Here is a 23,460-nt window from a genome sequence, read left to right as displayed (position 1 = left end):
CCGTCCTTGTGCCCCTGGACGTGTGCCCGAGATGTGGAGGTCTGCGTCACCGGCCCGTGATCACGCCGCTCGCGCCGCCGGTCGGCCCGCGCATCTGGCAGGCTTGGGCGTCGTGTCCGACGACTTCGCCGCCCTGCAGCGCCGCGCCCTCGCGGTGATCACCGAGATGGCCCCGGCCGCCCTGGAGCTCGGTGAGCTGTTCCGCGCCGCCGGGCACGAGCTGGCCCTGGTCGGCGGCCCGGTGCGCGACGCGTTCCTGGGCCGCCCGAGCCACGACCTCGACTTCACCACCTCGGCCACGCCGGACGAGTCCGAGGCGATCCTGGCGGCCTGGGGCGACGCGCACTGGGACATCGGCCGCGCCTTCGGCACCATCGGCGCCCAGCGGCACGGCCGAGGCACCGGCGCCGACGTGGTGGTCGAGGTCACGACCTATCGCACCGACGCCTACGACCCCACCTCCCGCAAGCCCGAGGTGGCCTTCGGCGACACCCTGGAGGGCGACCTGTCCCGCCGGGACTTCACCGTGAACTCCATGGCGATCCGGCTGCCGGACCTCACGTTCGTGGACCCGTTCGACGGGCTGTCCGACCTCGCCGCCGGCGTGCTGCGCACCCCGGTCGACCCCGCGCAGTCCTTCGACGACGACCCGCTGCGCATGATGCGGGCGGCCCGGTTCGCGGCGCAGATCGGCTTCACGGTGGACGACGCGGCGCTCGCGGCCGCCACGGCGATGGCCGACCGGATCACGATCGTGTCCGCCGAGCGGGTGCGCGACGAGCTGGTGAAGCTGCTGATGTCGGCGGAGCCGAAGCCGGGCCTGCGCGTGCTGGTGGACACCGGCCTGGCCCAGCACGTGCTGCCCGAGCTGCCGGCGCTGCGCCTGGAGATCGACGAGCACCACCGGCACAAGGACGTCTACGAGCACTCGCTGACCGTGCTGGACAAGGCGATCGCGCTGGAGACCGGCCCCGGGGGCGCGGTGCCCGGCCCTGACCTGGTGCTGCGGCTCGCGGCGCTGCTCCACGACATCGGCAAGCCGGCCACCCGCCGGTTCGAGGGCGGCGGCGGCGTCAGCTTCCACCACCACGAGGTCGTCGGCGCCAAGCTGGTCGCCCGCCGGCTCAAGGCGCTGCACTTCGACAAGGCCACCGTGAAGGACGTCGCCCGGCTGACCGAGCTGCACCTGCGGTTCCACGGCTACGGCGACGGGGAGTGGACCGACTCGGCGGTGCGCCGCTACGTGGCCGACGCCGGCCCGCTGCTGGAGCGGCTGCACCGGCTGACCCGCTCGGACTGCACCACCCGGAACCAGCGCAAGGCGCGCCGCCTGTCCGAGGCCTACGACGACCTGGAGCGGCGGATCGAGCGGCTCCAGCAGGAGGAGGAGCTGGCCGCGATCCGGCCGGACCTGGACGGCACGCAGATCATGGAGATCCTGGGCATCGGCCCGGGGCGCGAGGTCGGCGCGGCGTACAAGTTCCTGCTCGAGGAGCGGATGGAGCACGGGCCGCAGGGCGAGGAGGCCGCGCGGGCGGCGCTGCTCGCCTGGTGGGCGGACCGCTCGGCCTGACGCGGCCGGCGGCGCCCGGTGCGCGCGCCGCGTCAGGCGGTGGCGGGCACCGGTGCCGGCTCGGTGGCCCGGCCGCGGTACACCAGCGCCGTGGCCAGGTACGCGACCGTGAGCAGGGCGAACACCCCGCGCGACCACCCGGTGTCCGGCAGCGCCACCGCCGCCAGCGCCGCCGCGCCCACGAAGGCCGCGTTGTAGAGCACGTCGTACAGTGCGAACGCCCGGCCGCGGAACTCGTCGGCGGTGTCCCGCTGCACGATCGTGTCCACGGCGATCTTGGCGCCCTGCGCCGCCAGGCCCAGCACGAAGGAGCCGACCAGCACCGCCGGCCGCGCGACCGTCACCACCAGCAGCGCCTGCGTGGCGGCCGCCATCAGCAGGCAGGTCACGATCCAGCCGTGCGGGCCGATCACCGCCGCCGCCAGGGGAGTCACCACGATCGCGAGCGCGAAGCCGACGCCGAGGGCCGCGCCGATCGTGCCGAAGGTGATCAGCCCCGCGCGGGCGTCGGCGGGGTCGGACAGCAGGTTGCGCGCGGTCAGGATGCTGGCGATGAACACCGCCCCGTACAGGAACCGGTGCACGGCCATCACGACGAGCGCCCGGCCCGGCGTGCCCCGGCGCACCAGGTAGCGCGCGCCGTCCACGAGCCCGCGACCCAGCACGCCGAGCGCCTGGCGCAGCTCGGCGGCGGCCGCTCGGGTGTCCGGGCCCAGCCGGTCCCGGTCGATCCGGGTCGCCGCGAAGGCCGCCGTGGTCATGAGCACCGCCGCGACCACCAGCGACGCCGCGTCCTTCGGCCGCCCGTCGGGCAGCACCAGCCCGAGCAGCAGGCCGATCCCCAGGCCGATGCCGTTCGAGATCGTGCCGAGAGTCGGGGTGATCGAGTTCGCGGTGAGCAGCAGCGGGCCGTCCACCACGCGCGGCAGCGAAGCCGACAGCGCGGAGAGCAGGAACCGGTTGACCGAGAGGATCACCAGCGCCAGCACGTAGATCGCCGGGGTGACCCCGGTGGTCAGCATGAGCAGCGCGGTCACCAGCGTGAGACCGGTGCGCACCAGGTTGCCGACCAGCAGCACCTGCCGACGGCGCCAGCGGTCGAGCAGCACCCCCGCCCACGGGCCGACCAGGGTGAACGGCAGCAGCAGCACCGCGAACGCCGCGGCGACCCCGGTGGCGGTGGTGGCGTTCTCCGGGGAGAAGAAGAACAGCGTCGCCAGCCCCGCCTGGAACAGCCCGTCGGAGCACTGGCTGATCAGACGGACGGTCAGCAGGCGCCGGAAGTCCGTCAGGGGCCACAGCCGCTTGAGATCGTCCACCACCTGCACCGGATCAGGCTAACGGCGGGCTGCCTAGACTCGGGACCATGACGCTGCCTGCGACCTTCGCCCTCCCCGACGGCTGGCGGACCTACCCGCGCGAGATCATCGAGCGGGCCCCGGGGATCGAGGTGCTGGCGGCGCGGGACACCCCGGACGCCGGCTTCACCGCCAACCTGACGGTCGGCGTGCAGGACTCCGCCGGGCCGGGGCAGGTCGCCGCCCTCGGCGCCGAGGCGCTGCGGCACTTCGAGACCACCGAGCGCGACGTCGTGCTGCGCCGGCGCGAGCTCCTCGGTGACGACCCGGACGCCGGCCTGGTGCAGGAGATCGAGCTGACCACCGATCTCGGCGAGGTCGCGGTGCGGCTGGTGCAGACGCAGGCGTTCCTGCCCGCCACCGACCCCGCCCGGCCCGGCGCGGCGCTGGTGCGCACGTTCACCTGCACGGCCACCGCGGAGCAGGCGGGGGCGCTCGCGGACGAGGTGGCCGCGCTGGTGCAGGCGCTGCGCGAGGACGTCGACGCGGTCGGGTGACGCGATCGGGTGGTGCGGGGCTCTGACCTGCACGGTCGCCACGGCCGTCTTGCTAGCCTGTCGCAGACCGACGAGCAGGGGGTGCACGTGGCAGGCGGTTCGATCGACGTCGACCCGGACGAGCTGGACCAGGCGGGCAACGCCGTGTCCGGTGTCGTGGACGACCACGACCCCACCGAGCTCGCCCTCGGTGCCGCGGACTTCGGCCATGACGGGTTGAAAGCTGCCGCCGCGACCTTCGGCACCCAGACCGTCCTCGCGATCGGCCAGCTCACCACCACCCTGGACGTGCTCGCCGTCGAGCTCTCCACCCAGGCGGAGGCGTACCGCGCCGCCGACGAGCAGGCGAACAGCACGTTCACCGGCCTCGGGTCCAGCCTCGTCCCGACGCCCAGCCCGTCACCGGGTCCCGCGCCGACGCCGCCGGGGACGCACTGATGGCCGCGCTGGGCAGCAGCACCGATCCCACCGCGCTGGTCCCGGGCGACCCGTCCGCGGTCCGGGCCGAGGCCGACCTGATCCGCACGTTGGCCGACGACCTCGACGACGCCGCCGACGACCTCGCCGCCGTCCGCGTGCCGAGCTGGGCGGGCTCCGCCGCCGACGCGTTCTGGGACGTGATGTCGGAGCAGCCGCGGTCCTGGCGGGTGACCGTCGACGCGCTGGGTGACGCGGCCACGCAGCTCGAGGGCTACGCCGACGTGCTGTCCGCGGCGCAGTCGAGCGCCGCCGACGCGATCGACCGGTGGGCCGAGGGGGAGCGCGCCACCACGGCCGCGATCACCACGTACAACGCGCAGGTCGCGGTGCACAACACCGCCCTGCGCACCTGGATGGCGAACGGCACCGGTCCCCGGCCGTCCGCGCCCGCCCCGTACTCCGACCCCGGCGCGGACGACCGCGCGGAGGCGCTCGCGATCCTGGACCAGGCGCGAGCCTCGGTGCGGGACGCCGGTGACCGGGCGGCGTCCTCCCTCGGCAGCATCGTCATCAGCGACCGCGCCGTGGTCAGCACGCACTCGGGGACCGATGTCGGCGTCGTCGAGGGCGACGTCTCGGGCACGCTGCTCAAGATCGACCCGGAGACCGGCGAGCGCAAGATCGGGCTGGTCACCGCGTCCGGGGCGCTCAAGTGGTTCACCGCCGGTGCGGGGGCCGAGGCCCGGTACGGCTCGTGGTACGCCAAGGCCGACGCCGAGTTCGTCGCCGGCGCGCTGGAGGGCAAGGCCTCTGCGGGCGTCAAGGACGGCACGCTCCGTCTCGACGCCTCGGCGTCCGCGATCGTCGTCGGCGGCTCTGCCAGCGCATCGGCGGGCGGCAAGTACGGTCACGTCGGCGCCGAGGCGGAGGCCTTCGTCGGCGGCTACGCCGAGGCCTCGGTGGTGATCGGTGCCGAGGGTGTCAGCGGCCGTGCGGGCGCCTTCGCCGGTGCCAAGGTCGAGGGCAGCGTCGAGGCGGAGGTCGCCGGGGTGGGCGCCAAGGCCACGGCCGAGGGCTGGGCCGGCTGGGGCGTCGAGGCGAACTTCGGCGTGACCCAGGGGGACGACGGCACCTGGACCCTCGGCGGGAAGGCCGGGGCGGCCTTCGGCTTCGGGGGCAGCGTCGGCTTCGAGGTCACCATCGACCCGGGCGCCGTCGGGGACGCCCTCTCCGATGCCGGAGACTGGCTGGGCTCGTTGTTCTAGCCCGCGGCCCACGACAGACCAGGACGACACACCGAGGAGATCATGGCCACCGAACCCCGCTTCACGTTCCGCCTGCCGGCCGGGTGGGAGGCGCGCCCGAGCACCGCCGCTCCGGTGGCCGGCGTGGACTTCGCGGCGCTCTACGCGATCCCCGACCAGGGCTTCACCCCGAACATCACGGTCGCCGCCCAGCACGTGGCGCCGGGCACGGATGTCGCGCAGCTCGCCGACCAGACGGTCGCCCACCTGCGACGCAGCCACCCCGACCTGCAGGAGGTGCGTCGTGCGCCGCTCGGCACGGCGGCCGCTCCGGGTGTCGGTCAGGAGGTGCGGTTCAGCGTCACGCTCGCCGACCAGCCCGTCGAACTGACCCAGGTGCACGTGGTCGTCGCCGCCGGCCCGCTGGACGCGCCGGAGGGGCAGATCGTGCTCAAGACCGCGTTCACCGCGACGACGCGGCAGGCTCCGTCGCTGATCCCGGCGTTCCAGCAGTTCGTCGCGAGCCTCGCGGTCATGGCCGAGGAGGCCTGAGCGGTCAGCTGATGCTGCCGGTGACCGTCCCCCAGATCATCAGCCCGATCACGACGACGGCCCCGACGCCCGCCAGCACCGCGAAGAGCACCCCGACCTTCGCTGGCGTGTTCCACCGCTCCGACCAGCCCAGGGCCTTCGCGGGCTCACGGACCAGCTTCTGGCCCTCGGAGGCGTCGAAGACGTAGTCGACCACCAGCTCCGGCTTCTTCGTCTCGGCATCGACGCCGAACGTCTTCTCGAACGAGACCTCGCGGATCACCCGTCCGGTGGTCCGTCGTGCCTCGCCGGAGGCGACGAGGCGCGGCATCCCCGCCCCGGGGGAGACGCCGGCCTCCCAGCGCACGTCGAAGAGGTCGTCGGTCATCACGAACTTCTTGCGGGCCTCGTCCAGCGTCACCCGGTGCTGGACCACGCGCTTGCGGCCCGCCGTGCCCAGCAGGCCGTACCAGCGCGCGTTCGCGAGCTCGATGCGCAGGTCGAACCCGTCCTCGGTCTCGACCATCTCGTACGGGGTGTCGGCCACCCGCGCCGCGACCGCCTGCCGGAGGGCGTACGCCTCCGCGCCGAGGGTCACTGCTCGCCGCCGGAGAGCGGGCCGTCGTCCACCAGGACGGAGAAGTCGACGTCCTTGCCGTCCACGGCGGTCACCGTGACGGTGACGCCGTACTCCACGCCCGCGTCGGTGAGCACGCAGCGGATCTGGGCGTCGATCTCGGCGTCGAGGTCCTCGGGGCACTCGACCTTCTCCGGCGGGACGCCGACGGACTCGCCCAGGCTGTCGCTGACCTGCTGGGCGACCTCCTCGGCGTCGACCTGCGCGGTGCCGACCGACACCGATGCCGAGCAGCCGGCGAGGCCGGCCAGGACGAGTGCTGCGGCCACGATCGAGGCCCCCGGTGACGTGCGCATGCGGCTGATCGTCCCACAGCACCTGTGCGGTCCGTCGGCGTCCGGGCAGGTGGCGGGCACGACGAGGCCCCGCCCACCGCACGGGTGGACGGGGCCTCGGTCGCAGCTCAGGCGATCAGCGGATCAGCGCTCGATCTCGCCGCGGATGAACTTCTCGACGAGCTCGCGGCCCAGACGGTCCTCGTTCTGGACCGGCGGGGACTTCATGAAGTACGTCGAGGCCGACAGGATCGGGCCACCGATGCCGCGGTCCTTGGCGATCTTCGCGGCGCGCACGGCGTCGATGATGATGCCGGCCGAGTTCGGGGAGTCCCAGACCTCGAGCTTGTACTCGAGGTTCAGCGGCACCTCGCCGAAGGCGCGACCCTCGAGGCGCACGTACGCCCACTTGCGGTCGTCGAGCCAGGCGACGTAGTCCGAGGGGCCGATGTGGACGTTGCGGTCGTCCTTCTTGCCGGCCAGCGGCCCGTCCTCGAGGTTCGAGGTGACGGCCTGCGTCTTGGAGATCTTCTTGGACTCCAGGCGCTCGCGCTCGAGCATGTTCTTGAAGTCCATGTTGCCGCCGACGTTCAGCTGGTACGTGCGGTCCAGGATCACGCCGCGGTCCTCGAACAGGCGGGCCAGCACGCGGTGCGTGATGGTGGCGCCGACCTGCGACTTGATGTCGTCGCCGACGATCGGGACGCCCGCGTCCTCGAACTTCTTGGCCCACACCGGGTCGGAGGCGATGAACACCGGCAGCGCGTTGACGAAGCCGACGCCCGCGTCGATCGCGGCCTGCGCGTAGAACTTGTCGGCCTCCTCGGAGCCCACCGGCAGGTAGGACACCAGGACGTCGACCTTGGCGTCCTTGAGGGCCTGCACGACGTCGACCGGCTCGGCGTCGGACTCCTCGATCGTCTGCGCGTAGTACTTGCCCACGCCGTCGAGGGTCGGGCCGCGCTGGACGGTCACGCCGAGCGGCGGGACGTCGGCGATCTTGATGGTGTTGTTCTCGGAGGCGACGATGGCCTCGGAGAGGTCGAAGCCGACCTTCTTCGCGTCCACGTCGAACGCGAGCACGAACTCGAGGTCGCTCACGTGGTAGTCGCCGAACTGCACGTGCATCAGGCCGGGGACCTTGCTGCTCGGGTCGGCGTCGGCGTAGTAGTGCACGCCCTGGACCAACGACGAGGCGCAGTTGCCGACGCCGGCGATGGCTACGCGGATGGCGGTCATCCTCGCTCCTTCTCAGGTGGTTGTGCCGCGACGATGTGGTCATCCTCGACAGCGTGGCTGCGGGCGCCGGCCGGACGGCCGTCCCCGCCGGGGCGAGCGCCGCGGTTGCTGCGCTCGTGGTCGATCAGTCCGTCGAGCCAGCGGACCTCGCGCTCGACCTGCTCGAGCCCGTGACGCTGGAGCTCGAGGGTGTACTCGTCCATCCGGACGCGGGTGCGGTTGACGGACTCGGTGATGATCTCCAGCCGCTCGGCCATCCGGGTGCGGCGACCCTCGAGGATCCGCAGCCGGGTGTCGGCGTCGGTCTGCCCGAAGAACGCGAAGCGGAAGCCGAAGTTCTCGTCCTCCCAGGCGGCGGGGCCGGAGGAGGCCAGCACGTGCTGGAACTGCTCCTTGCCCTCCGCGGTGAGCTGGTAGACGATCCGGGCGCGCTTGCCGGACAGGCCGTGCGCCGGCGCCTCCAGCGGGTCGGAGCCGGTGATCCAGCCCCGGGCGACCAGCGCCTTGAGGCACGGGTACAGGGAGCCGTAGGACAGCGCGCGGAACGAGCCGAGCAGCAGGTTGAGCCGCTTGCGGAGCTCGTAGCCGTGCATGGGGGAGTCGTGCAGCAGGCCGAGGATGGCGGACTCCAGCACGTCGGACCGACCGCGCACCGTCACCTCCCGCTGGCTGCGTCCCCCGTCGTGCCACGCCGAGAGATCCATCTGATGTATCGAGTTGATACATCGAGGAGGGTAGGACGAACCGGACGTCCGCGGCAACAGTCTGGTGCGGTCATGTCGCGGGGACGGGGGAAGGCCCGTGGTGATCGCGTGAAAGCACGCTGTGGTGCACGGGGTTCACGGGTGGCTCCTCCATACTGAACCGGGCCCGGGCGGCGGCATGCCCCGGGTCCCGGACGGCCGAGAGGCGGCGTGCGAACGCCCCCACGGCCACCGGCAGCCCGCAGGAAGGCGATGTGGTGGCAGGTTCCAACCGACGGTCGACGCGACCGGCGTCCCGGGGTGGCTCCCGCGCAGCAGCGCCCACGGGCGGGCGTCGTCGCCTGATCGACTACCCGCGCCGCGGCTACACCGGCGTGCGCCGGTGGCTGCCGTCCTGGCGGTTCGTGGTCGGCTCCTTCATCTCCTTCGTGTTCCTCTGCCTCGGCGTCGTCGTCGCCGCCTACGCGCTGGTCCAGGTGCCCGATCCCAACGCCGAGGTGAAGTCGCAGACCTCCACCGTCTACTTCTCCGACGGCTCCACCGTGCTCGGCACCTTCCCCGGGCCCAAGCGCACGATCGTCGACTACGAGACGCTGCCGCAGTACGTCGGGCAGGCGGTCGTCTCCGCGGAGGACCGCACGTTCTTCGAGAACCAGGGCATCTCGATCACCGGCATGGGCCGCGCGTTCCTCAACAACATCACCGGCGGCGAGACCCAGGGCGGTTCCACGCTGACCCAGCAGTACGTCGAGCGCTACTACGTCGGCACGACCACCACCTCCTACCTGGGCAAGGCCAAGGAGGCGCTGCTCGCGATCAAGATCGCGCAGACCGAGACCAAGGAGCAGATCCTCGGCCGGTACCTCAACACGATCTACTTCGGGCGCGACTCCTACGGCATCGAGGCCGCCTCGATGGCGTACTTCGGCATCCCCTCCGCGCAGCTCACCGTCGCGCAGGCCGCGCTGCTGGCCGGGATCATCCCCTCGCCGAACAACTGGGACCCCGCGGTCAGCCCGGAGAAGGCCCAGCAGCGCTGGGAGTACGTGCTGGACGGCATGGTCCGCGACGGCTTCCTCACCCAGGCCGACCGCGACGCGCAGGTGTTCCCGCCGGTCATCGCCTACGAGCGCGGCCAGACCTACGAGGGCACCAACGGCTACCTGCTCCAGATGGTCAACGCCGAGCTCACCGCCACCGGCACGATCACGGACGACATGGTCAAGTACGGCGGCATGAAGATCGTCACCTCGATCGACAAGAGCGCGCAGGACGCCGCGGTCGCCCAGGTGGGCGAGCTCTGGGCCGGCAACCTGTCCGACGGCGCGGTGCCCGCCGGCAACATGAAGGTCGGCCTGGTGTCGATCGACCCCGCCACCGGCGGCATCGTCTCGCTGTACGGCGGCCCCAACTTCCTCACCGAGGAGTTCAACCGGGTGACCCAGGACAAGATCCAGGCCGGGTCGACCTTCAAGCCGTTCACGCTGATCTCCGCGCTGCAGGAGGGCATCCCGCTCACCACGACCTACTCCGGCAAGTCTCCGCAGACCCTCGACGGGTGGGACTCGACGGGCAAGGCCGTGACCAACTTCGACGGGGAGAGCTTCGGCCGGATCAACCTGGTCGAGGCCACCGCCCAGTCGGTCAACACGGTGTACGCCCAGCTCAACCTGGAGGTCGGGCCGGAGACCACCGCCGCCGTGGCCGCCCAGGCCGGCGTCACCACGCCCGTCGGCACCAACCCCGCCAACGTGCTCGGCAGCGACGTGGTGCACCCGCTCGACATGGCCAGCGCCTACGCGACGATCGCCGCGCAGGGCGTCTACCACAAGCCGTTCATCGTGGCCCAGGCCACCTACGACGACGGCTCGGTGGCCTACACCGGCGAGACCCCGGGCGAGCAGCGCTTCGACTCGGCGGTGATCGCCGACGCCACCTACGCCATGCAGCAGGTGGTGCAGGACGGGTCCGGCAAGCAGTGGATCAAGCCGCTGGGCCGTCCGATCGCCGGCAAGACCGGCACCTCGACCGACAACAAGTCGGCCTGGTTCGTGGGCTTCACCCCGCAGGTCGCCACCGCCGTCGCGTTCAGCGCCGTCGGCGAGAACGGTTCCGACCAGGTGACGATCACGCCCTGGGGCGAGAACGCGCGCGGCCGGGCGATCACGGAGATCACCGGCGCCACCTGGCCGGCGGCGCTCTGGGCCTCGTACATGAAGGACGTGTTCGCGCTGCCGCAGTACGCCGAGGTCGTGGACTTCCCGCCCCGCGCGAACGTCGGCGCGACCTCGGCCCCGACCGCGACGTCCACGCCGCAGCCCGAGGTGACCCAGGCGCCGGTCGAGCCCGAGCAGCCGACGCAGGTGGCGGTGCCGTCCGGCCTGGAGGGCAAGCTCCAGGGCGACGCCCAGGCGGCCGTGGTCAACGCGGGGCTGGTGCCGACGATCGTGACGAAGTCGGACTCGTCGGTGGCAAAGGATGCGGTGATCTCGGTCAGTCCGGGCGGCGGCACGATGGTCGCGCCGGGGTCGTCCGTGACGATCACCGTGTCGACCGGACCGGCCGTGGTCCAGACACCCGCACCAGGGACCGGGGAAGGTGCGGGGGTGGGGCAGGGTGGCTCCGACCCCGGGACCGGCGCCGGATCCGGGGGCTGACCGAACCGTCCTCCGGGGACCGGGTGACCGGGTAGACTCGGGGGCTGCTGTGCCTGGACGCCCGCCGCCGATCGGTGGGACTGCCGGCACGGCGACGCATGAACACCCTCCTGCCACGGAACGACCGTGGCCGCCGAGACCAGAGGAGGTGGGTATGAGCCTGCGTCAGTACGAGATGATGATCATCCTCGACCCCGACATCGAGGAGCGCACCGTCGCTCCGTCGCTCGACAAGTACCTGTCGGTCGTCAAGACCGACGGTGGCACCGTCGACAAGGTCGACATCTGGGGCCGTCGTCGCCTGGCCTACGACATCAAGAAGAAGTCCGAGGGCATCTACGCCGTCGTCGACTTCTCCTCGACGTCGGACACCGCCAAGGAGCTCGACCGTCAGCTGGGCCTCAACGAGGCCGTCCTGCGCACGAAGGTCCTCCGCACGGACGCCTGAGTGTCGCACCGCGCGCGTACCGTGCGGGTCCACCGAACTCACGACTGGAACGAGGAGCAGGCATGGCTGGTGACACCACCATCACGGTGATCGGGAACCTGACCGCCGACCCGGAGCTGCGGTTCACGCCGTCCGGGGCAGCGGTCGCGAACTTCACCGTGGCGTCCACGCCGCGCACGTTCGACCGCCAGAGCAACGAGTGGAAGGACGGCGACACGCTGTTCCTCCGCTGCTCGATCTGGCGGGAGGCGGCGGAGAACGTCGCCGAGTCGCTGACCAAGGGCACCCGCGTGATCGTGTCGGGTCGTCTCGTCCAGCGGTCCTACGAGACCCGCGAGGGCGAGAAGCGCACCGTCTACGAGCTGCAGGTCGACGAGGTCGGCCCGTCGCTCCGCTACGCGTCGGCCAAGGTCACCCGGACCCAGCGTCAGGGTGGCGGCGGCTTCAACGGCGGTGGCGGCGGTGGCTTCAACGGCGGCGGTGGGGGCGGCGGCTTCAACGGTGGTGGCGGCCAGCAGGACGACCCGTGGGCGACGCCCGCGGGTGGTGCCGGCGGCTACTCCGACGAGCCCCCGTTCTGATCGACGCCTGATCCACGCCGCAGCCTGACCGGCCCGCCCGGTCGCGCGCACGAAGAACATCCCATCCCGGGGTACGGCAACGCCCCGGGCTCCATGACTTGCACGAAGGAGCACCACGATGGCCAAGGCCGTTGTCCGCAAGCCCAAGAAGAAGCTGAACCCGCTCAAGGCCGCCAAGATCGAGACGGTCGACTACAAGGACACCGCCCTGCTGCGGAAGTTCATCTCCGACCGCGGGAAGATCCGCGCGCGTCGCGTCACCGGCGTGACCGTCCAGGAGCAGCGCGCGATCGCGCGGGCCGTGAAGAACGCCCGCGAGATGGCGCTGCTGCCGTACTCGTCGTCGGCGCGCTGAGAAGGAGCACCATCATGGCCAAGCTGATCCTGACCCACGAGGTCACCGGTCTCGGCGCTCCTGGCGACGTCGTCGAGGTCAAGGACGGGTACGCCCGTAACTACCTGGTCCCGCGGAGCCTCGCGACCCCGTGGACCAAGGGTGCCGAGAAGGAGATCACCCAGATCCGCCGTGCCCGCAAGGTGCGCGAGATCGAGACCCTCGACGAGGCGCGCGCCGTGCGTGACTCGCTCCAGGGCAACCCGGTGACCGTCTCCGCGAAGGCCGGCGAGTCCGGTCGTCTGTTCGGTGCCATCACCACCGCCGAGATCGCCGACGCCGTCAAGGCGGCCGGTGGCCCCTCGGTGGACCGCCGCAAGATCGAGGTCGCCCAGCCGATCAAGGCGACCGGCGAGTACGAGGTGCAGGTCCGCCTGCACGCCGAGGTCTCCGCGAAGCTGACCGTCAAGGTCGTCGCGGCCTGATCTGACGCCTCGCGTCCACGACGCCCCCGCCCGGTCCGCCGGTGCGGGGGCGTCGTCGTCCCTGCGGCGGGTGGGTGACCTGGCGTGCGCGGGCACCGTGCAGCGGCCGGCGACCCTCTACGGTCGAGGGCATGGACGAGCGCACCCCCGCCGACGGACCCGACACGCCGGCCGAGGCCACCGACGGCTGGATCGAGGCGGTTGGCCCGGACCCCGAGATGTACCCGCACCGTGACCGTCGGCTGGAGGAGTGGGGCCGGCGCAACGGTCAGCCCTACGCCGCGTACCACGACGCGCAGGCTGACAACCGTCGACCGCCGCTGCCGAGCAGCCGCGCGCTGGTGCTCGGCCTGTGGGCGGCGGGCTGCCTGTGCTGGGCGGTCGCGGTGGGCAGCATCGTTCTCGGATCGTTCAGCGAGCTGCTGGTGTTCGGCGGGATCGGCGTCGGGGTGATGTTCCTGCTGGCGGCCCAGGTCGACCTGCGGACGCTGCGCAAGCACTCCTACGCCGACGGCGGCACCCTGCTCCGTCCGGGCCGCGGCTGACCTCCGCGGCGGACCCGCGGGCGGGCGCGGTCAGGCGCCGGTGACCATCCAGCGGTCGGTGCGGGCGCGCAGGCCTGTGGTGAGGGCGCGGGCGAGCATGAACACCCCGGCGAACGCGGCCCACAGCCACGCCAGCCCGCGCCAGTCCTGCGGCGCCCACGCGTGCACCGCGAGCGCGAACGGCAGGTAGGCGACCAGGGTCAGCATGCCGGCGCCGGCCAGGAACCGTCCGTCCCCGGCCCCGATCAGCACGCCGTCGAGCACGAACACCCAGCCGGCCATCGGCAGGGTGATCCCGACGACGACCAGCGTGACCGTGATCGCGTGCCGCACGTCCGGGTCGGTGGTGAAGGCGGTGGACAGCCACCAGCCGGTCGCGGCACCGAGCACACCGAGCACCGCCCCCGCGCCGACGCCCCAGGTGAGCGTGCGGCGCAGCAGCGCGCGGACCAGCGGCCGGTCACCGGCGCCGAGGGCGTGGCCGATCAGCGCCTGCGCGGCGATGGCGAGCGCGTCGAGCGCGAAGGCCGCGAAGCCCCACAGCGCGTTGACCACCTGGTGCGCGGCCAGCGGCACCGGCCCCAGCGCGGTCGCGACCCACACGGTCACCAGGATCGCGATCCGCAGCGAGAGCGTGCGGACCAGCAGCGGGGTACCGGTGCGCACCCCGGCGAGGATCCCGCCCGGCCCGGGGCGCAGCGAGGCACCTGCGGCGCGGGCGCCCCGGACGACCACGACGACGAGCACGGCGCCCATGGCGAGCTGGGTGATCGCCGTCCCCAGCCCGGAGCCGGTGATCCCCAGGTGCAGGCCGTGCACCAGCAGCAGGTTGAGCACACCGTTCATCACGGCCCCGGCCCCGGCGACCACCAGGGGCGTGCGGGTGTCCTGGAGACCGCGCAGGGCACCGGTGGCGGCGAGCACGAGCAGCATGCCGGGCAGCCCGGGGGCCGAGGCGCGCAGGTAGGCGGTGGCGTGCTCGGCGACCTGCCCGTCGGCACCCAGCGCCGCGACCGCCCACGGGGCCACCAGCAGCGCCACGGCAGCCAGCAGCACGCCGAGGCCTGCGCCGAGCCACAGCCCGTCCACGCCCACCTGGAGCGCCCCGGCACGGTCCCCGGCGCCGAGCCGTCGGGCGACGACCGCGGTGGTCGCGTACGCCAGGAACACGCACAGCCCCACGACCGTGACCAGCAGGGTCGAGGCCAGCGACAGGCCGGCCAGCTCGGTGGTCCCCAGGCGTCCGACGATCACCGAGTCGACGAGCACGAACAGCGGTTCGGCGATCAGCGCACCGAGCGCGGGGACGGCCAGCGCGAGGATCTGACGGTCGACGGTGGACGACGGACGTCCAAAGGGTGAAATCCGAGCCAACTTCTTCCCGTCCACATCCGGTGCATGGTGTTCCTGCGGGTGAGAGCACCCTGGTGGGAGGCTTGCACGGTTTCCTCCACAGGACTGTCCACGAGTTGTGGACAGACGCCCCCTTGTTGTCCACAGCCTTCCACAGGGTCGTCAACACCCCCTGTGCACGTCTCGCTTGCTGGGCTCGCCGGGAGGCACCTACCCTCGCGACGGCGCCCGGGTCCATCGGCCTGCGGCGTGGCCGCAGCACAGTGTCAGACCCCGGCGGTAGAACCGGGTGAGGCAGCGGCAGCGGGAGCACGAGAGAGCGGGCGGACGGCGTGACGATCGAGGACCTCGAGTACGGGATGCCCCAGGACCAGGGGTCGTCCCCTGCGTTCGACCGGCGCCCCCCGCAGGACCTCGACGCCGAGCAGAGCGTGCTCGGCGGCATGATGATCTCGAAGGACGCCATCGCCGACGTCGTCGAGCAGATCCGTGGCAGCGACTTCTACAAGCCCGCGCACGAGGCGATCTACGACGCCGTGATCGACCTGTACGGCCGCGGCGAGCCCGCCGACGCCGTCACCGTCGCCGACGAGCTCACCAAGCGCGGCGACATCGGCCGGATCGGCGGCGTGCCCTACCTGCACACCCTGATCTCCATGGTGCCCACCGCCGCCAACGCCGGGTTCTACGCCCGGATCGTGCGCGAGCGCGCCGTGCTGCGCCGCCTGGTCGAGGCCGGCACCCGGATCGTCCAGCTCGGCTACGCCACCGACGGCGGCGACGTCGACGACATCGTCAACAACGCCCAGGCCGAGGTCTACGCGGTCACCGAGCGGCGCACCACCGAGGACTACCACCGGCTCGGCGAGGTCGTCGCCGGCACCCTGGACGAGATCGAGTCCGCCGGGCACCGCGGCGAGGGCATGGTCGGCGTCCCCACCGGCTTCGCCGACCTCGACCGGCTCACCAACGGCCTGCACCCCGGGCAGATGATCGTCATCGCCGCCCGCCCGGCGATCGGCAAGTCGACACTCGCCCTCGACTTCGCCCGCGCCGCGTCGATCAAGCACCACCAGGCGTCCGTCGTGTTCTCGCTCGAGATGAGCCGCTCGGAGATCACCATGCGTCTGCTGTCCGCCGAGGCCCGCGTGCCGCTGCAGAAGATGCGCAACGGCTCCATGGGCGACGACGACTGGCAGAAGCTCGCGCAGATCCAGGGCAAGCTCACCGAGGCGCCGCTCTACATCGACGACTCGCCCAACATGTCGCTGATGGAGATCCGCGCGAAGTGCCGTCGGCTCAAGCAGAAGCACGACCTCAAGCTCGTCATCATCGACTACCTCCAGCTGATGTCCTCCGGCAAGCGCGTCGAGTCCCGCCAGCAGGAGGTCTCCGAGTTCTCCCGTGCGCTCAAGCTGCTCGCCAAGGAGCTCGAGGTCCCCGTGATCGCGCTCAGCCAGCTGAACCGTGGCCCCGAGCAGCGCACCGACAAGAAGCCCGCCATGAGCGACCTGCGTGAGTCCGGGTCGATCGAGCAGGACGCCGACATGGTGATCCTGCTGCACCGCGAGGACGCCTACGAGCGCGAGTCGCCCCGCGCCGGCGAGGCGGACCTGATTGTCGCGAAGCACCGCAACGGGCCCACGGACGTGATCACGGTGGCGTTCCAGGGGCACTACTCGCGGTTCGTGGACATGCAGGCCTGAGCGGGTCGCTCAGCCCCTCGGCGCCGCCGCGGTGCTCCCGCGCACCACGAACTCCACCGGCGGCAGCCGGACGTCCTCGGGCTCGCGCCCCTCGACCACGGCGACGAGGGTGCGCGCGCACGCCCGCCCCCACTCGATGACCTCCTGCCGGACGGTGGTCAGCGGCGGGACGACGTAGGTCGCGAGGGGCACGTCGTCGAAGCCGACGACGGACAGGTCGCGAGGGACGTGCAGCCCGCGGTCGGTGGCGGCGGAGATGCCGGCGATGGCCATCAGGTCGTTGCCGTAGACGATGGCGGTCGGCGGGTGCGGCAGGTCGAGCAGCTCGTGGGTGGCCCGGGCACCGGCGCCGCCGGTGAAGTCGGCGTCGACGACGAGGTCCGGGACGAGGCCGAGCTCGGTCATCTCGTCGTGCCAGGCGCGACGGCGCAGGTCGGAGTGGATGTAGCCGGTGGTGCCGGCGACGTGGGCGATGCGCCGGTGGCCGAGGGAGTACAGGTGCCGCACGGCGCGTCGGACGCCGGCCTCGTCGTCCACGCCGATCGGGTCGGGGTGGCCGGGGACGGGTGCGGCGGGCCCGACCAGCACGTAGGGCATGCCGAGGCGGTCGAGCTCTCCGGGGCGCTCGTCGTCGGCGCGCAGGTCGGTCAGGAAGACGCCGTCGACGCGCGACTCCCGGGCGAACTGGTGGTACGCGTCGTGCTCGGTCTGCTCGCCGTCGACGACCTGGAGCACGAGGGCGTAGCCGTGGGTGGTGAGGCCGCTCTCGACGCCCGCGACGAACTGCGGGAAGAACGGGTCGGTGCTGAGCAGCTCGGCCTCGCGGCGGATGACGAGGCCGAGCGCCTGGGCGCGGCTGCGGGACAGGGCGCGGGCGCGGGAGTCGGGCCGCCAGTCGAGGTCCTGCGCGGCCTGGAGGATGCGCTCGCGCGCCGCCTCGCTGACGCCGGAACGACCGTTGAAGACGAAGGAGACGGCGCTCTTGGAGACCTGCGCCCGCTCGGCGACGTCGCCGATGGTGGCGCGCCGTCCCGCGGCCCGTGGCTTGCGCTCGCGGGTGGCGGGTGCGGCCGGTCCGGTGGCGGTGTCCTGGGCGGGTGCGGCATCCACCCGGTCATCGTAGCGCAGGCACTAAACCATTTTAGTGCTCTCGCTCGCTCGACTTCCCCGTGATCGAGCGCGAACAGGGAGTGGTTGACCAACTCGACACAAACCGGTTTACTAGCGCCGTCCGGTCATGGTGGACCGGCGTCCGGGCCGCTCTGAGGCGTCCCGGATCTCGTGGGACGCAGCGTCCCGGGAAGTGAGGATCGCGCGATGAGGCGTGGCGCACGGATGACGGTGCTGACGGCGGCCGCGGCGGTGGTGGTGCTCCCGCTGACGGCCTGCGGGTCGGGCGGCGGGGAGGCCGCCGGGACGGGATCGACCACGGGCACCGGCCCGATCGAGATCTGGTACTCGACGAACGAGCAGGAGATCGCCTGGGGCGAGCAGGTGGTCGAGGCGTGGAACGCCGACCACCCCGACGAGCAGGTGACGGCGCAGGCGATCCCGGCGGGCAGCTCCTCGGAGGACGTGATCTCGGCGTCGATCACGGCCGGCAACACCCCCTGCCTGGTGTTCAACACCGCCCCGGCCGCGGTGCCGGCGTTCCAGAAGCAGGGCGGCCTGGTGAACCTCTCGACGACCTTCGAGGACGCCGAGGACTACATCACCGGGCGCTCGGGCGCGGCCGCGGACGGGTTCCGCAGCGCCGACGGGGACCTGTACCAGATGCCCTGGAAGACCAACCCGTTCATGCTCTACTACAACAAGACCGTGTTCGAGGCCGCAGGCCTGGACCCGGAGAACCCGCAGCTGTCGACCTACGACGACCTGCTGGCCGCCGCGAAGGCGATCAAGGACTCCGGGGCCGCGGACTTCGCGATCTACCCGCCGGCCACCGCGGACTACACGAACGTCAACTTCGACTTCTACCCGTTCTTCCTGGCCAACTCGGGCGGCACGCAGCTGATCGAGGACGGGGAGGCCGCGTTCACCAGCGACGCCGGCATCGAGACGCTCGAGCTGTGGCAGACCCTCTACGCCGAGGGCTACGCCTCCGCCGAGGCGTACAGCGGCGACATGTGGGCGGGGCCGTTCGCGGACGGGGTCGCGGCCATGGGCATCGCCGGGCCGTGGGGTGCCGGGCAGTTCGACGGGAAGGTCGAGTACGGCACGGTGCCGATCCCGACCGCCGCCGGCACCGCCGCCGACGAGACCTCGACCTTCGCGGACTCCAAGAACGTCGGCCTGTACTCCTCGTGCCAGAACCAGCAGACGGCCTGGGAGTTCCTCAAGTTCGCCACCGACGACGAGAACGACCTCGCGCTGCTCGAGACCACCGGCCAGTTCCCGACCCGGACCGACGTGCCGGAGCTCGCGGCGGACTTCCTGGCGGAGAAGCCGTTCTTCGAGCAGTTCGCCGCAGCGGTCCCGCTCGCGGTGGACGTGCCGACCGTCGGCGGGCTCGCCGAGAAGATGCAGGTGTTCCGGGATGCCTGGGGCCAGACGGTCCAGTCCGGCTCGGGCGATCTGACGAGCGCCTTCGGCACGGCCGCGACCACGATCGACGGACTGGCCGGCTGACGAGATGACCACCCTCCGCGACGAGGGCCTGCGTGCCCCGGGGCGGGCCACGGACGACCGTGACCCGCGCCGGGGCGGGCGGCGGCCCGCGCCCCGAGGTCGGCGCCTGCAGCGCTGGCTCGGCGAGCACCCCCTCGGGGCCCTGCTCAGCGCCCCGTACACGGCGTTCGTCGTCGTGGTGTTCCTGATCCCGTTCGGGTTCGGCGTGTGGATGTCGGTGCACGACTTCTTCTTCACCGCCCCGGGCGTCCAGGTGCCGCACCCGTTCGTCGGCCTGGACAACTTCCGGCAGGTGCTCGCCGACCCGGCCGTGCGCCAGGCGTTCGGGAACCTGCTGGTGTTCCTGGTGATCAACGTGCCGCTCACCGTCGTGCTCGGTCTGCTGCTGTCCACCGGCCTGGACGCGGTGGTGCGGTGGAAGGGCTTCTTCCGGGTCTCGTACTACGTCCCCTACGTCACGGCGTCGGTGGCCACCCTCGCCGCGTGGATCTTCCTGTTCAGCGGGAACGGCGTGGTGAACCAGGTGCTCGGCGATCTGGCCCCCGACCCGACCTGGCTGGCGAACCAGGGGCTGATCATGCCGCTGATCGCGGTCTACGTGACCTGGAAGAACCTCGGCTTCTACGTGCTGCTCTACCTGGCCGGGCTGCAGAACGTCCCGCGCGAGCTGCACGAGGCGGCGGAGATGGACGGTGCCGGCGCGTGGCGCAGGTTCCGGACGGTGACGCTGCCCGGCGTGCGCCCGGTGACGTCGCTGGTGGTGCTGCTGTCGATCATCACCACCGGGCAGATCTTCACCGAGCCGTACCTGCTGACCGGCGGCGGCCCGAACGGCGCGTCGATGACGCCGGCGCTGCTCATGTACCAGAAGGGGATCCAGCAGGGGCAGCCGGACGTCGCGGCGGCGATCGGGATGATCCTGGTGATCGCCGTGATGCTGCTGTCGCTGGCCTCCCGCCGCCTGACGGAGAGGAAGGGCTGATGTCCGTCACCACCGCGCACACCGAGCACGACCAGAAGGACCGCGGCCGCCGCAGGCTCCTGATCGTCGCCCGCTTCGCCGTGCTGCTCGTCGGGGCGTTCCTGGCGCTCGTGCCGTTCTACTCGATGGTGATCGGCGCGCTGCAGAAGGACCGCGACACCAGCCTGGTCGGCATGCTGCCGCTGCCGGGCAACCTGACGCTGGACAACTTCGCCGGGGTCAACGACTCGATCGACCTGGCGCGGTCCCTGCTGAACTCGCTGATCATGACCGCCGGCGTGGTGGGCTGCACGCTGGTGCTCGGCCTGCTGGTCGGCTACGCGCTGTCGGTGCTGTCGTTCCGCGGGCAGGGCCTGGTGTTCGCCCTGGTGCTGCTGGTGCAGGCGATCCCGTTCCAGCTGCTCATGGTGCCGCTGTACGTGATGGTCGTGCGGTACTTCGGCCTGGCCGACAGCTACCTCGGGATGATCCTGCCGTTCGCGGTGAACTCGGTGGCCGTGCTGATCTTCCGGCAGTACTTCTCGCAGATCCCCCGGGACGTGTTCGACGCCGCCCGGATCGACGGGGCCGGTGAGCTGCGCATCCTGCGGTCGGTGGCCGTGCCGCTGGTCCGCCCGGCGATCCTCACCGCGATGCTCGTGACGTTCATCGGCCCGTGGAACGAGTTCCTCTGGCCGTTCCTGGTCACCAAGGACGCATCGATGCAGCCGCTGGCGGTGAGCCTGGCGAACTTCTCGCAGGCGAACTCGACCTTCCAGGCCAACCCGATGGGCGCCGTGCTCGCCGGGGCCTGCGTGCTCGCGATCCCCGCGGTCGTGCTGTTCCTGCTGTTCCAGCGGCACTTCACGTCCGCCAACCTCGGCTCGGCCATCAAGGGCTGACCGCTCCACCCGCACCACCTCCACGGCAGGCCGGCGCCTTCGGCGTGCCCGAACCCAGGCAGGGGAAGAACCACGTGACCCACCAGACCGCATCCGTCGCGGCGACCGTCCCGTACGTGCTGCGCCGCCACGGCATGCTCATGACGCCGGAGCCCGGCAACCCGCTCGAGGTCGAGGGGGTGCTCAACCCCGGGCTCGCCTGGGGGCCGGACGGGGAGCTGTACGTGTACCCCCGGCTGGTCGCGGCCGGCAACGTGTCGCGGATCGGCCGGGCACGGGTGGTGGTCGAGGACGGCGTGCCGGTGGGCGTCAAACGGCTCGGCGTGGTGCTGGCCCCGGACGAGAACTGGGAGCACGGCGCGCAGAACGCCGGGGTCGAGGACCCGCGGATCACCTACGTCGAGCCGCTGGGGCTGCACGTGATGACGTACGTCGCGTACGGGCCGCTGGGGCCCCGGCCTGCGCTCGCGGTCTCGCAGGACACCGTGACCTGGCGACGGCTGGGTCCGCTGCGGTTCGCGTACCAGCCCGAGCTGCGCACCGACCTCAACCTGTTCCCGAACAAGGACATCGTGTTCTTCCCCGAGCTCGTGCCCGGCCCCGACGGCCGGCCGGCGCTCGCGCTGCTGCACCGGCCGATGTGGGACCTGGACTGGCTGCGTCCGGGGGAGGGCGCGGTGCCGCCGGCGGGGGTCGAGGACGCCCGGCCGTCGATCTGGATCGGCTACGTGGACCCGGAGGCGGTGCGGCGCGACCTGTCGGCGCTGACCTGCGTGGAGCGCTCGGAGATGATCGCCGCCCCGCAGATGCCCTACGAGGAGTCGAAGATCGGCGGTGGTCCGGCCCCGCTCCGGGTGCCCGAGGGGTGGCTGGTGCTGCACCACGGCGTCACCGGCGCGACGAACTCCGGCTTCGAGCTGTCCTACGGCTCGCGGTACACCGCCGGCGCGATGCTGCTGGACGCGCAGGACCCGCGCCGGGTGCTGGCCCGCACGGCCGAGCCGCTGATGGTGCCGGAGACCGAGGAGGAGCTGCAAGGGACGCTCGGCAACGTGGTGTTCCCGACCGCGACGGCCGAGATCGGCGGGCGGCAGTTCGTGCTGTACGGCATGGCGGACTCCCGGATCGGCGTCGCCGAGCTGGTGCGCGACGATGGTTGAGGTGGCTGCCGCCGCAGGGCGGGGGCGCTGAGGTGCACCGGCTCGCCAACCCGGTGCGGCGCTACGACTGGGGATCGACCACGCTGATCCAGCAGCTGCTCGGCCTGCCCGTGGACGGACGCCCGGTGGCGGAGGTGTGGATCGGGGCCCACCCGGACGACCCCTCGGTCACCGACGGCCCGGGACGGCGGGTGCCGCTGGACCTCCTGGTGGCCGCCCACCCGGAGGAGGTGCTCGGTCGGCGGGTGCTGGAGCGGTTCGGGCCCCGGCTGCCGTACCTCGCCAAGGTGCTGGCCGCCGCCCACGCCCTGTCGATCCAGGTGCACCCCACCACCGCCCAGGCGCAGGCGGGCTTCGCCGACGAAGAGCGACGCGGGATCGCCCGGACCGACCCGGCGCGGACCTACCGCGACCGCTCGCACAAGCCCGAGGTCGTCTACGCGCTGACCCGGTTCGAGCTGCTGAGCGGGCTGCGCGAGCCGGAGCAGTCCGCCAAGCTCGTGGACGAGCTGGACGTGCGTGCCCTCGACCCCCTGGCGGCGCTGCTGCGTGGCGGCGGCTCTCCGCACCGCGAGGCACTCGCGTGGTTGCTGGCCCGGCGCGGGCGGGCGACGTGGACCGAGCAGGTCGCCGAGGCGGCGCAGGACGGCACGGGTGCCCGGCCGGAGCTCGAGGTGGTCCGTGACCTCGCGGTGCGGTTCCCCGGCGACCCGGCGCTGGTGGCGCCGCTGCTGCTCAACTACGAGCGGCTGGAGCCGGGCCAGGCCCTGTGCACCGCCGCCGGCACGCTGCACGCCTACCTGCGCGGGATGGCGGTCGAGGTGATGGCCGCCTCCGACAACGTGCTGCGCGCGGGTCTGACCGGCAAGCACGTCGACGCCGAGCAGGTGCTCGCGATCACGGACTTCACGCCGCGGCTCACCGGGTTCCTGCGGCAGGTCCGCGTGGCGCCCGGCGTCGTGGACGTGGTCCCGCCCGTGCCGGACTTCGTGCTGCGGGTGGTGACCCCACGCGCCGGCGACCGGCTCGTGGGTCTCGAGGACGGCCCGCGGGTCGTCCTGTGCACCGAGGGGGAGGTGCGCGCGGAGGCCGGGGACGTCGAGCGGCTCGCGCCGGGCGAGGCGGTCCTCGTCCCGGACGCGGACGGGCCGCTGGTCGTCACCGGCAGCGGCACGGCCGTGATCGTCGGCGTGCCGCGCAGTGCGTTCCACGACCAGTGAGA

General features: G+C 72.2%; 24 protein-coding genes. 17 read left to right on the top strand and 7 right to left on the bottom strand.

The features are described from left to right. Positions 1-31 precede the first annotated feature (31 nt). Entirely contained in the window at positions 32-1,573 is a 1,542-nt protein-coding gene (locus ACZ5HG_RS19035; RefSeq protein ID WP_464179311.1) for a CCA tRNA nucleotidyltransferase, read from the top strand. Positions 1,574-1,605: 32 nt separating this feature from the next. Here the strand turns inward: ACZ5HG_RS19035 and ACZ5HG_RS19030 are convergent, their stop codons facing one another. Next, the gene (locus ACZ5HG_RS19030) at positions 1,606-2,901 is read right to left on the bottom strand and encodes an MFS transporter (RefSeq protein WP_464179309.1); all 1,296 of its coding nucleotides are present in this window, start codon (positions 2,899-2,901) and stop codon (positions 1,606-1,608) included. 38 nt (positions 2,902-2,939) lie between these two features. On the opposite strand from ACZ5HG_RS19030, the gene ACZ5HG_RS19025 reads away from it, so the two are divergent. From ACZ5HG_RS19025 to ACZ5HG_RS19010, 4 genes are all read left to right on the top strand, one after another. Next, entirely contained in the window at positions 2,940-3,428 is a 489-nt protein-coding gene (locus ACZ5HG_RS19025; protein ID WP_464179307.1) for a hypothetical protein, read from the top strand. Positions 3,429-3,515: 87 nt separating this feature from the next. Further along, positions 3,516-3,866 carry a hypothetical protein gene (locus ACZ5HG_RS19020; protein WP_464179305.1) on the top strand — a complete coding sequence of 117 codons (351 nt, stop codon included), beginning with the start codon at positions 3,516-3,518 and terminating at the stop codon, positions 3,864-3,866. Continuing rightward, complete coding sequence (locus ACZ5HG_RS19015; protein ID WP_464179303.1) at positions 3,866-5,113, top strand: putative T7SS-secreted protein; 1,248 nt, start codon at positions 3,866-3,868, stop codon at positions 5,111-5,113. The genes ACZ5HG_RS19020 and ACZ5HG_RS19015 overlap by 1 nt, the downstream gene beginning before the upstream one ends. A gap of 42 nt (positions 5,114-5,155) precedes the next feature. Then, positions 5,156-5,644 (top strand): hypothetical protein, encoded by a 489-nt coding sequence (locus tag ACZ5HG_RS19010; RefSeq protein WP_464179301.1) that lies wholly within the window; start codon positions 5,156-5,158, stop codon positions 5,642-5,644. Between the two features lie 4 nt (positions 5,645-5,648). On the opposite strand, the gene ACZ5HG_RS19005 is transcribed toward ACZ5HG_RS19010, so the two are convergent. The 4 genes from ACZ5HG_RS19005 to ACZ5HG_RS18990 form a co-directional block, all read right to left on the bottom strand. Beyond that, a complete protein-coding gene (locus ACZ5HG_RS19005) occupies positions 5,649-6,170 on the bottom strand; it encodes a hypothetical protein (RefSeq protein ID WP_464179299.1) in 522 nt (173 codons plus the stop codon). Between the two features lie 47 nt (positions 6,171-6,217). Beyond that, the gene (locus ACZ5HG_RS19000; protein WP_464179297.1) at positions 6,218-6,556 is read right to left on the bottom strand and encodes a DUF4333 domain-containing protein; all 339 of its coding nucleotides are present in this window, start codon (positions 6,554-6,556) and stop codon (positions 6,218-6,220) included. A 123-nt stretch (positions 6,557-6,679) separates the two neighbouring features. Further along, complete coding sequence (locus ACZ5HG_RS18995; protein ID WP_464179295.1) at positions 6,680-7,774, bottom strand: inositol-3-phosphate synthase; 1,095 nt, start codon at positions 7,772-7,774, stop codon at positions 6,680-6,682. Beyond that, a complete protein-coding gene (locus tag ACZ5HG_RS18990) occupies positions 7,771-8,427 on the bottom strand; it encodes a PadR family transcriptional regulator (protein WP_464182221.1) in 657 nt (218 codons plus the stop codon). Before ACZ5HG_RS18990 ends, ACZ5HG_RS18995 begins: the two co-directional genes overlap by 4 nt. 308 nt (positions 8,428-8,735) lie before the next feature. Between ACZ5HG_RS18990 and ACZ5HG_RS18985 the strand changes: the two genes are divergently transcribed. The 6 genes from ACZ5HG_RS18985 (at position 8,736) to ACZ5HG_RS18960 (ending at position 13,528) form a co-directional block, all read left to right on the top strand. Continuing rightward, complete coding sequence (locus ACZ5HG_RS18985; RefSeq protein WP_464179293.1) at positions 8,736-11,135, top strand: transglycosylase domain-containing protein; 2,400 nt, start codon at positions 8,736-8,738, stop codon at positions 11,133-11,135. Positions 11,136-11,289: 154 nt separating this feature from the next. Next, a complete protein-coding gene (gene rpsF, locus ACZ5HG_RS18980; RefSeq protein ID WP_464179291.1) occupies positions 11,290-11,583 on the top strand; it encodes a 30S ribosomal protein S6 in 294 nt (97 codons plus the stop codon). A 62-nt stretch (positions 11,584-11,645) separates the two neighbouring features. Continuing rightward, the gene (locus ACZ5HG_RS18975) at positions 11,646-12,164 is read left to right on the top strand and encodes a single-stranded DNA-binding protein (protein WP_464179289.1); all 519 of its coding nucleotides are present in this window, start codon (positions 11,646-11,648) and stop codon (positions 12,162-12,164) included. Positions 12,165-12,282: 118 nt separating this feature from the next. Further along, positions 12,283-12,519, top strand: a complete 237-nt coding sequence (rpsR, locus tag ACZ5HG_RS18970) for a 30S ribosomal protein S18 (RefSeq protein ID WP_464179287.1) — start codon at positions 12,283-12,285, stop codon at positions 12,517-12,519. A gap of 14 nt (positions 12,520-12,533) precedes the next feature. After that, a complete protein-coding gene (gene rplI / locus ACZ5HG_RS18965) occupies positions 12,534-12,983 on the top strand; it encodes a 50S ribosomal protein L9 (protein WP_464179285.1) in 450 nt (149 codons plus the stop codon). Between the two features lie 131 nt (positions 12,984-13,114). Next, complete coding sequence (locus tag ACZ5HG_RS18960; protein ID WP_464179283.1) at positions 13,115-13,528, top strand: hypothetical protein; 414 nt, start codon at positions 13,115-13,117, stop codon at positions 13,526-13,528. Between the two features lie 30 nt (positions 13,529-13,558). Here the strand turns inward: ACZ5HG_RS18960 and ACZ5HG_RS18955 are convergent, their stop codons facing one another. After that, positions 13,559-14,917, bottom strand: a complete 1,359-nt coding sequence (locus tag ACZ5HG_RS18955) for an MATE family efflux transporter (protein ID WP_464179281.1) — start codon at positions 14,915-14,917, stop codon at positions 13,559-13,561. 323 nt (positions 14,918-15,240) lie between these two features. On the opposite strand from ACZ5HG_RS18955, the gene dnaB reads away from it, so the two are divergent. Then, a complete protein-coding gene (gene dnaB, locus ACZ5HG_RS18950) occupies positions 15,241-16,587 on the top strand; it encodes a replicative DNA helicase (protein ID WP_464182219.1) in 1,347 nt (448 codons plus the stop codon). A 9-nt stretch (positions 16,588-16,596) separates the two neighbouring features. Here dnaB and ACZ5HG_RS18945 read toward each other — a convergent pair whose 3' ends face one another. Continuing rightward, complete coding sequence (locus ACZ5HG_RS18945) at positions 16,597-17,697, bottom strand: LacI family DNA-binding transcriptional regulator (protein ID WP_464179279.1); 1,101 nt, start codon at positions 17,695-17,697, stop codon at positions 16,597-16,599. A 225-nt stretch (positions 17,698-17,922) separates the two neighbouring features. On the opposite strand from ACZ5HG_RS18945, the gene ACZ5HG_RS18940 reads away from it, so the two are divergent. The 5 genes from ACZ5HG_RS18940 (at position 17,923) to manA (ending at position 23,458) form a co-directional block, all read left to right on the top strand. Then, the gene (locus ACZ5HG_RS18940; protein ID WP_464179277.1) at positions 17,923-19,215 is read left to right on the top strand and encodes an ABC transporter substrate-binding protein; all 1,293 of its coding nucleotides are present in this window, start codon (positions 17,923-17,925) and stop codon (positions 19,213-19,215) included. A 4-nt stretch (positions 19,216-19,219) separates the two neighbouring features. Further along, positions 19,220-20,197, top strand: coding sequence for a carbohydrate ABC transporter permease (locus ACZ5HG_RS18935; protein ID WP_464179275.1), 978 nt, complete (start codon positions 19,220-19,222; stop codon positions 20,195-20,197). Further along, the gene (locus ACZ5HG_RS18930; protein ID WP_464179272.1) at positions 20,197-21,078 is read left to right on the top strand and encodes a carbohydrate ABC transporter permease; all 882 of its coding nucleotides are present in this window, start codon (positions 20,197-20,199) and stop codon (positions 21,076-21,078) included. The genes ACZ5HG_RS18935 and ACZ5HG_RS18930 overlap by 1 nt, the downstream gene beginning before the upstream one ends. A gap of 74 nt (positions 21,079-21,152) precedes the next feature. Next, complete coding sequence (locus tag ACZ5HG_RS18925) at positions 21,153-22,238, top strand: glycoside hydrolase family 130 protein (RefSeq protein WP_464179267.1); 1,086 nt, start codon at positions 21,153-21,155, stop codon at positions 22,236-22,238. Between the two features lie 32 nt (positions 22,239-22,270). Then, a complete protein-coding gene (manA, locus tag ACZ5HG_RS18920) occupies positions 22,271-23,458 on the top strand; it encodes a mannose-6-phosphate isomerase, class I (RefSeq protein ID WP_464179265.1) in 1,188 nt (395 codons plus the stop codon). Positions 23,459-23,460: the final 2 nt, after the last annotated feature.

It is taken from the genome of Cellulomonas sp. GTC20042 (assembly GCF_055389595.1).
The sequence above is the reverse complement of the archived record's forward strand: the minus strand, read 5'-3'. Positions and strand labels throughout refer to the sequence as shown.

Excerpts from the sequence above, each read along its gene's own strand:
- ACZ5HG_RS19035 (WP_464179311.1), top strand. The coding sequence starts at position 32 with ATGTGGAGGTCTGCGTCACCGGCCCGTGATCACGCCGCTCGCGCCGCC.
- ACZ5HG_RS19025 (WP_464179307.1), top strand. The coding sequence starts at position 2,940 with ATGACGCTGCCTGCGACCTTCGCCCTCCCCGACGGCTGGCGGACCTAC.
- ACZ5HG_RS19015 (WP_464179303.1), top strand. The coding sequence starts at position 3,866 with ATGGCCGCGCTGGGCAGCAGCACCGATCCCACCGCGCTGGTCCCGGGC.
- ACZ5HG_RS19010 (WP_464179301.1), top strand. The coding sequence starts at position 5,156 with ATGGCCACCGAACCCCGCTTCACGTTCCGCCTGCCGGCCGGGTGGGAG.
- ACZ5HG_RS19000 (WP_464179297.1), bottom strand. The coding sequence starts at position 6,556 with ATGCGCACGTCACCGGGGGCCTCGATCGTGGCCGCAGCACTCGTCCTG.
- ACZ5HG_RS18995 (WP_464179295.1), bottom strand. The coding sequence starts at position 7,774 with ATGACCGCCATCCGCGTAGCCATCGCCGGCGTCGGCAACTGCGCCTCG.
- rpsF (WP_464179291.1), top strand. The coding sequence starts at position 11,290 with ATGAGCCTGCGTCAGTACGAGATGATGATCATCCTCGACCCCGACATC.
- ACZ5HG_RS18975 (WP_464179289.1), top strand. The coding sequence starts at position 11,646 with ATGGCTGGTGACACCACCATCACGGTGATCGGGAACCTGACCGCCGAC.
- rpsR (WP_464179287.1), top strand. The coding sequence starts at position 12,283 with ATGGCCAAGGCCGTTGTCCGCAAGCCCAAGAAGAAGCTGAACCCGCTC.
- rplI (WP_464179285.1), top strand. The coding sequence starts at position 12,534 with ATGGCCAAGCTGATCCTGACCCACGAGGTCACCGGTCTCGGCGCTCCT.
- ACZ5HG_RS18960 (WP_464179283.1), top strand. The coding sequence starts at position 13,115 with ATGGACGAGCGCACCCCCGCCGACGGACCCGACACGCCGGCCGAGGCC.
- dnaB (WP_464182219.1), top strand. The coding sequence starts at position 15,241 with ATGCCCCAGGACCAGGGGTCGTCCCCTGCGTTCGACCGGCGCCCCCCG.
- ACZ5HG_RS18940 (WP_464179277.1), top strand. The coding sequence starts at position 17,923 with ATGACGGTGCTGACGGCGGCCGCGGCGGTGGTGGTGCTCCCGCTGACG.
- ACZ5HG_RS18935 (WP_464179275.1), top strand. The coding sequence starts at position 19,220 with ATGACCACCCTCCGCGACGAGGGCCTGCGTGCCCCGGGGCGGGCCACG.
- ACZ5HG_RS18930 (WP_464179272.1), top strand. The coding sequence starts at position 20,197 with ATGTCCGTCACCACCGCGCACACCGAGCACGACCAGAAGGACCGCGGC.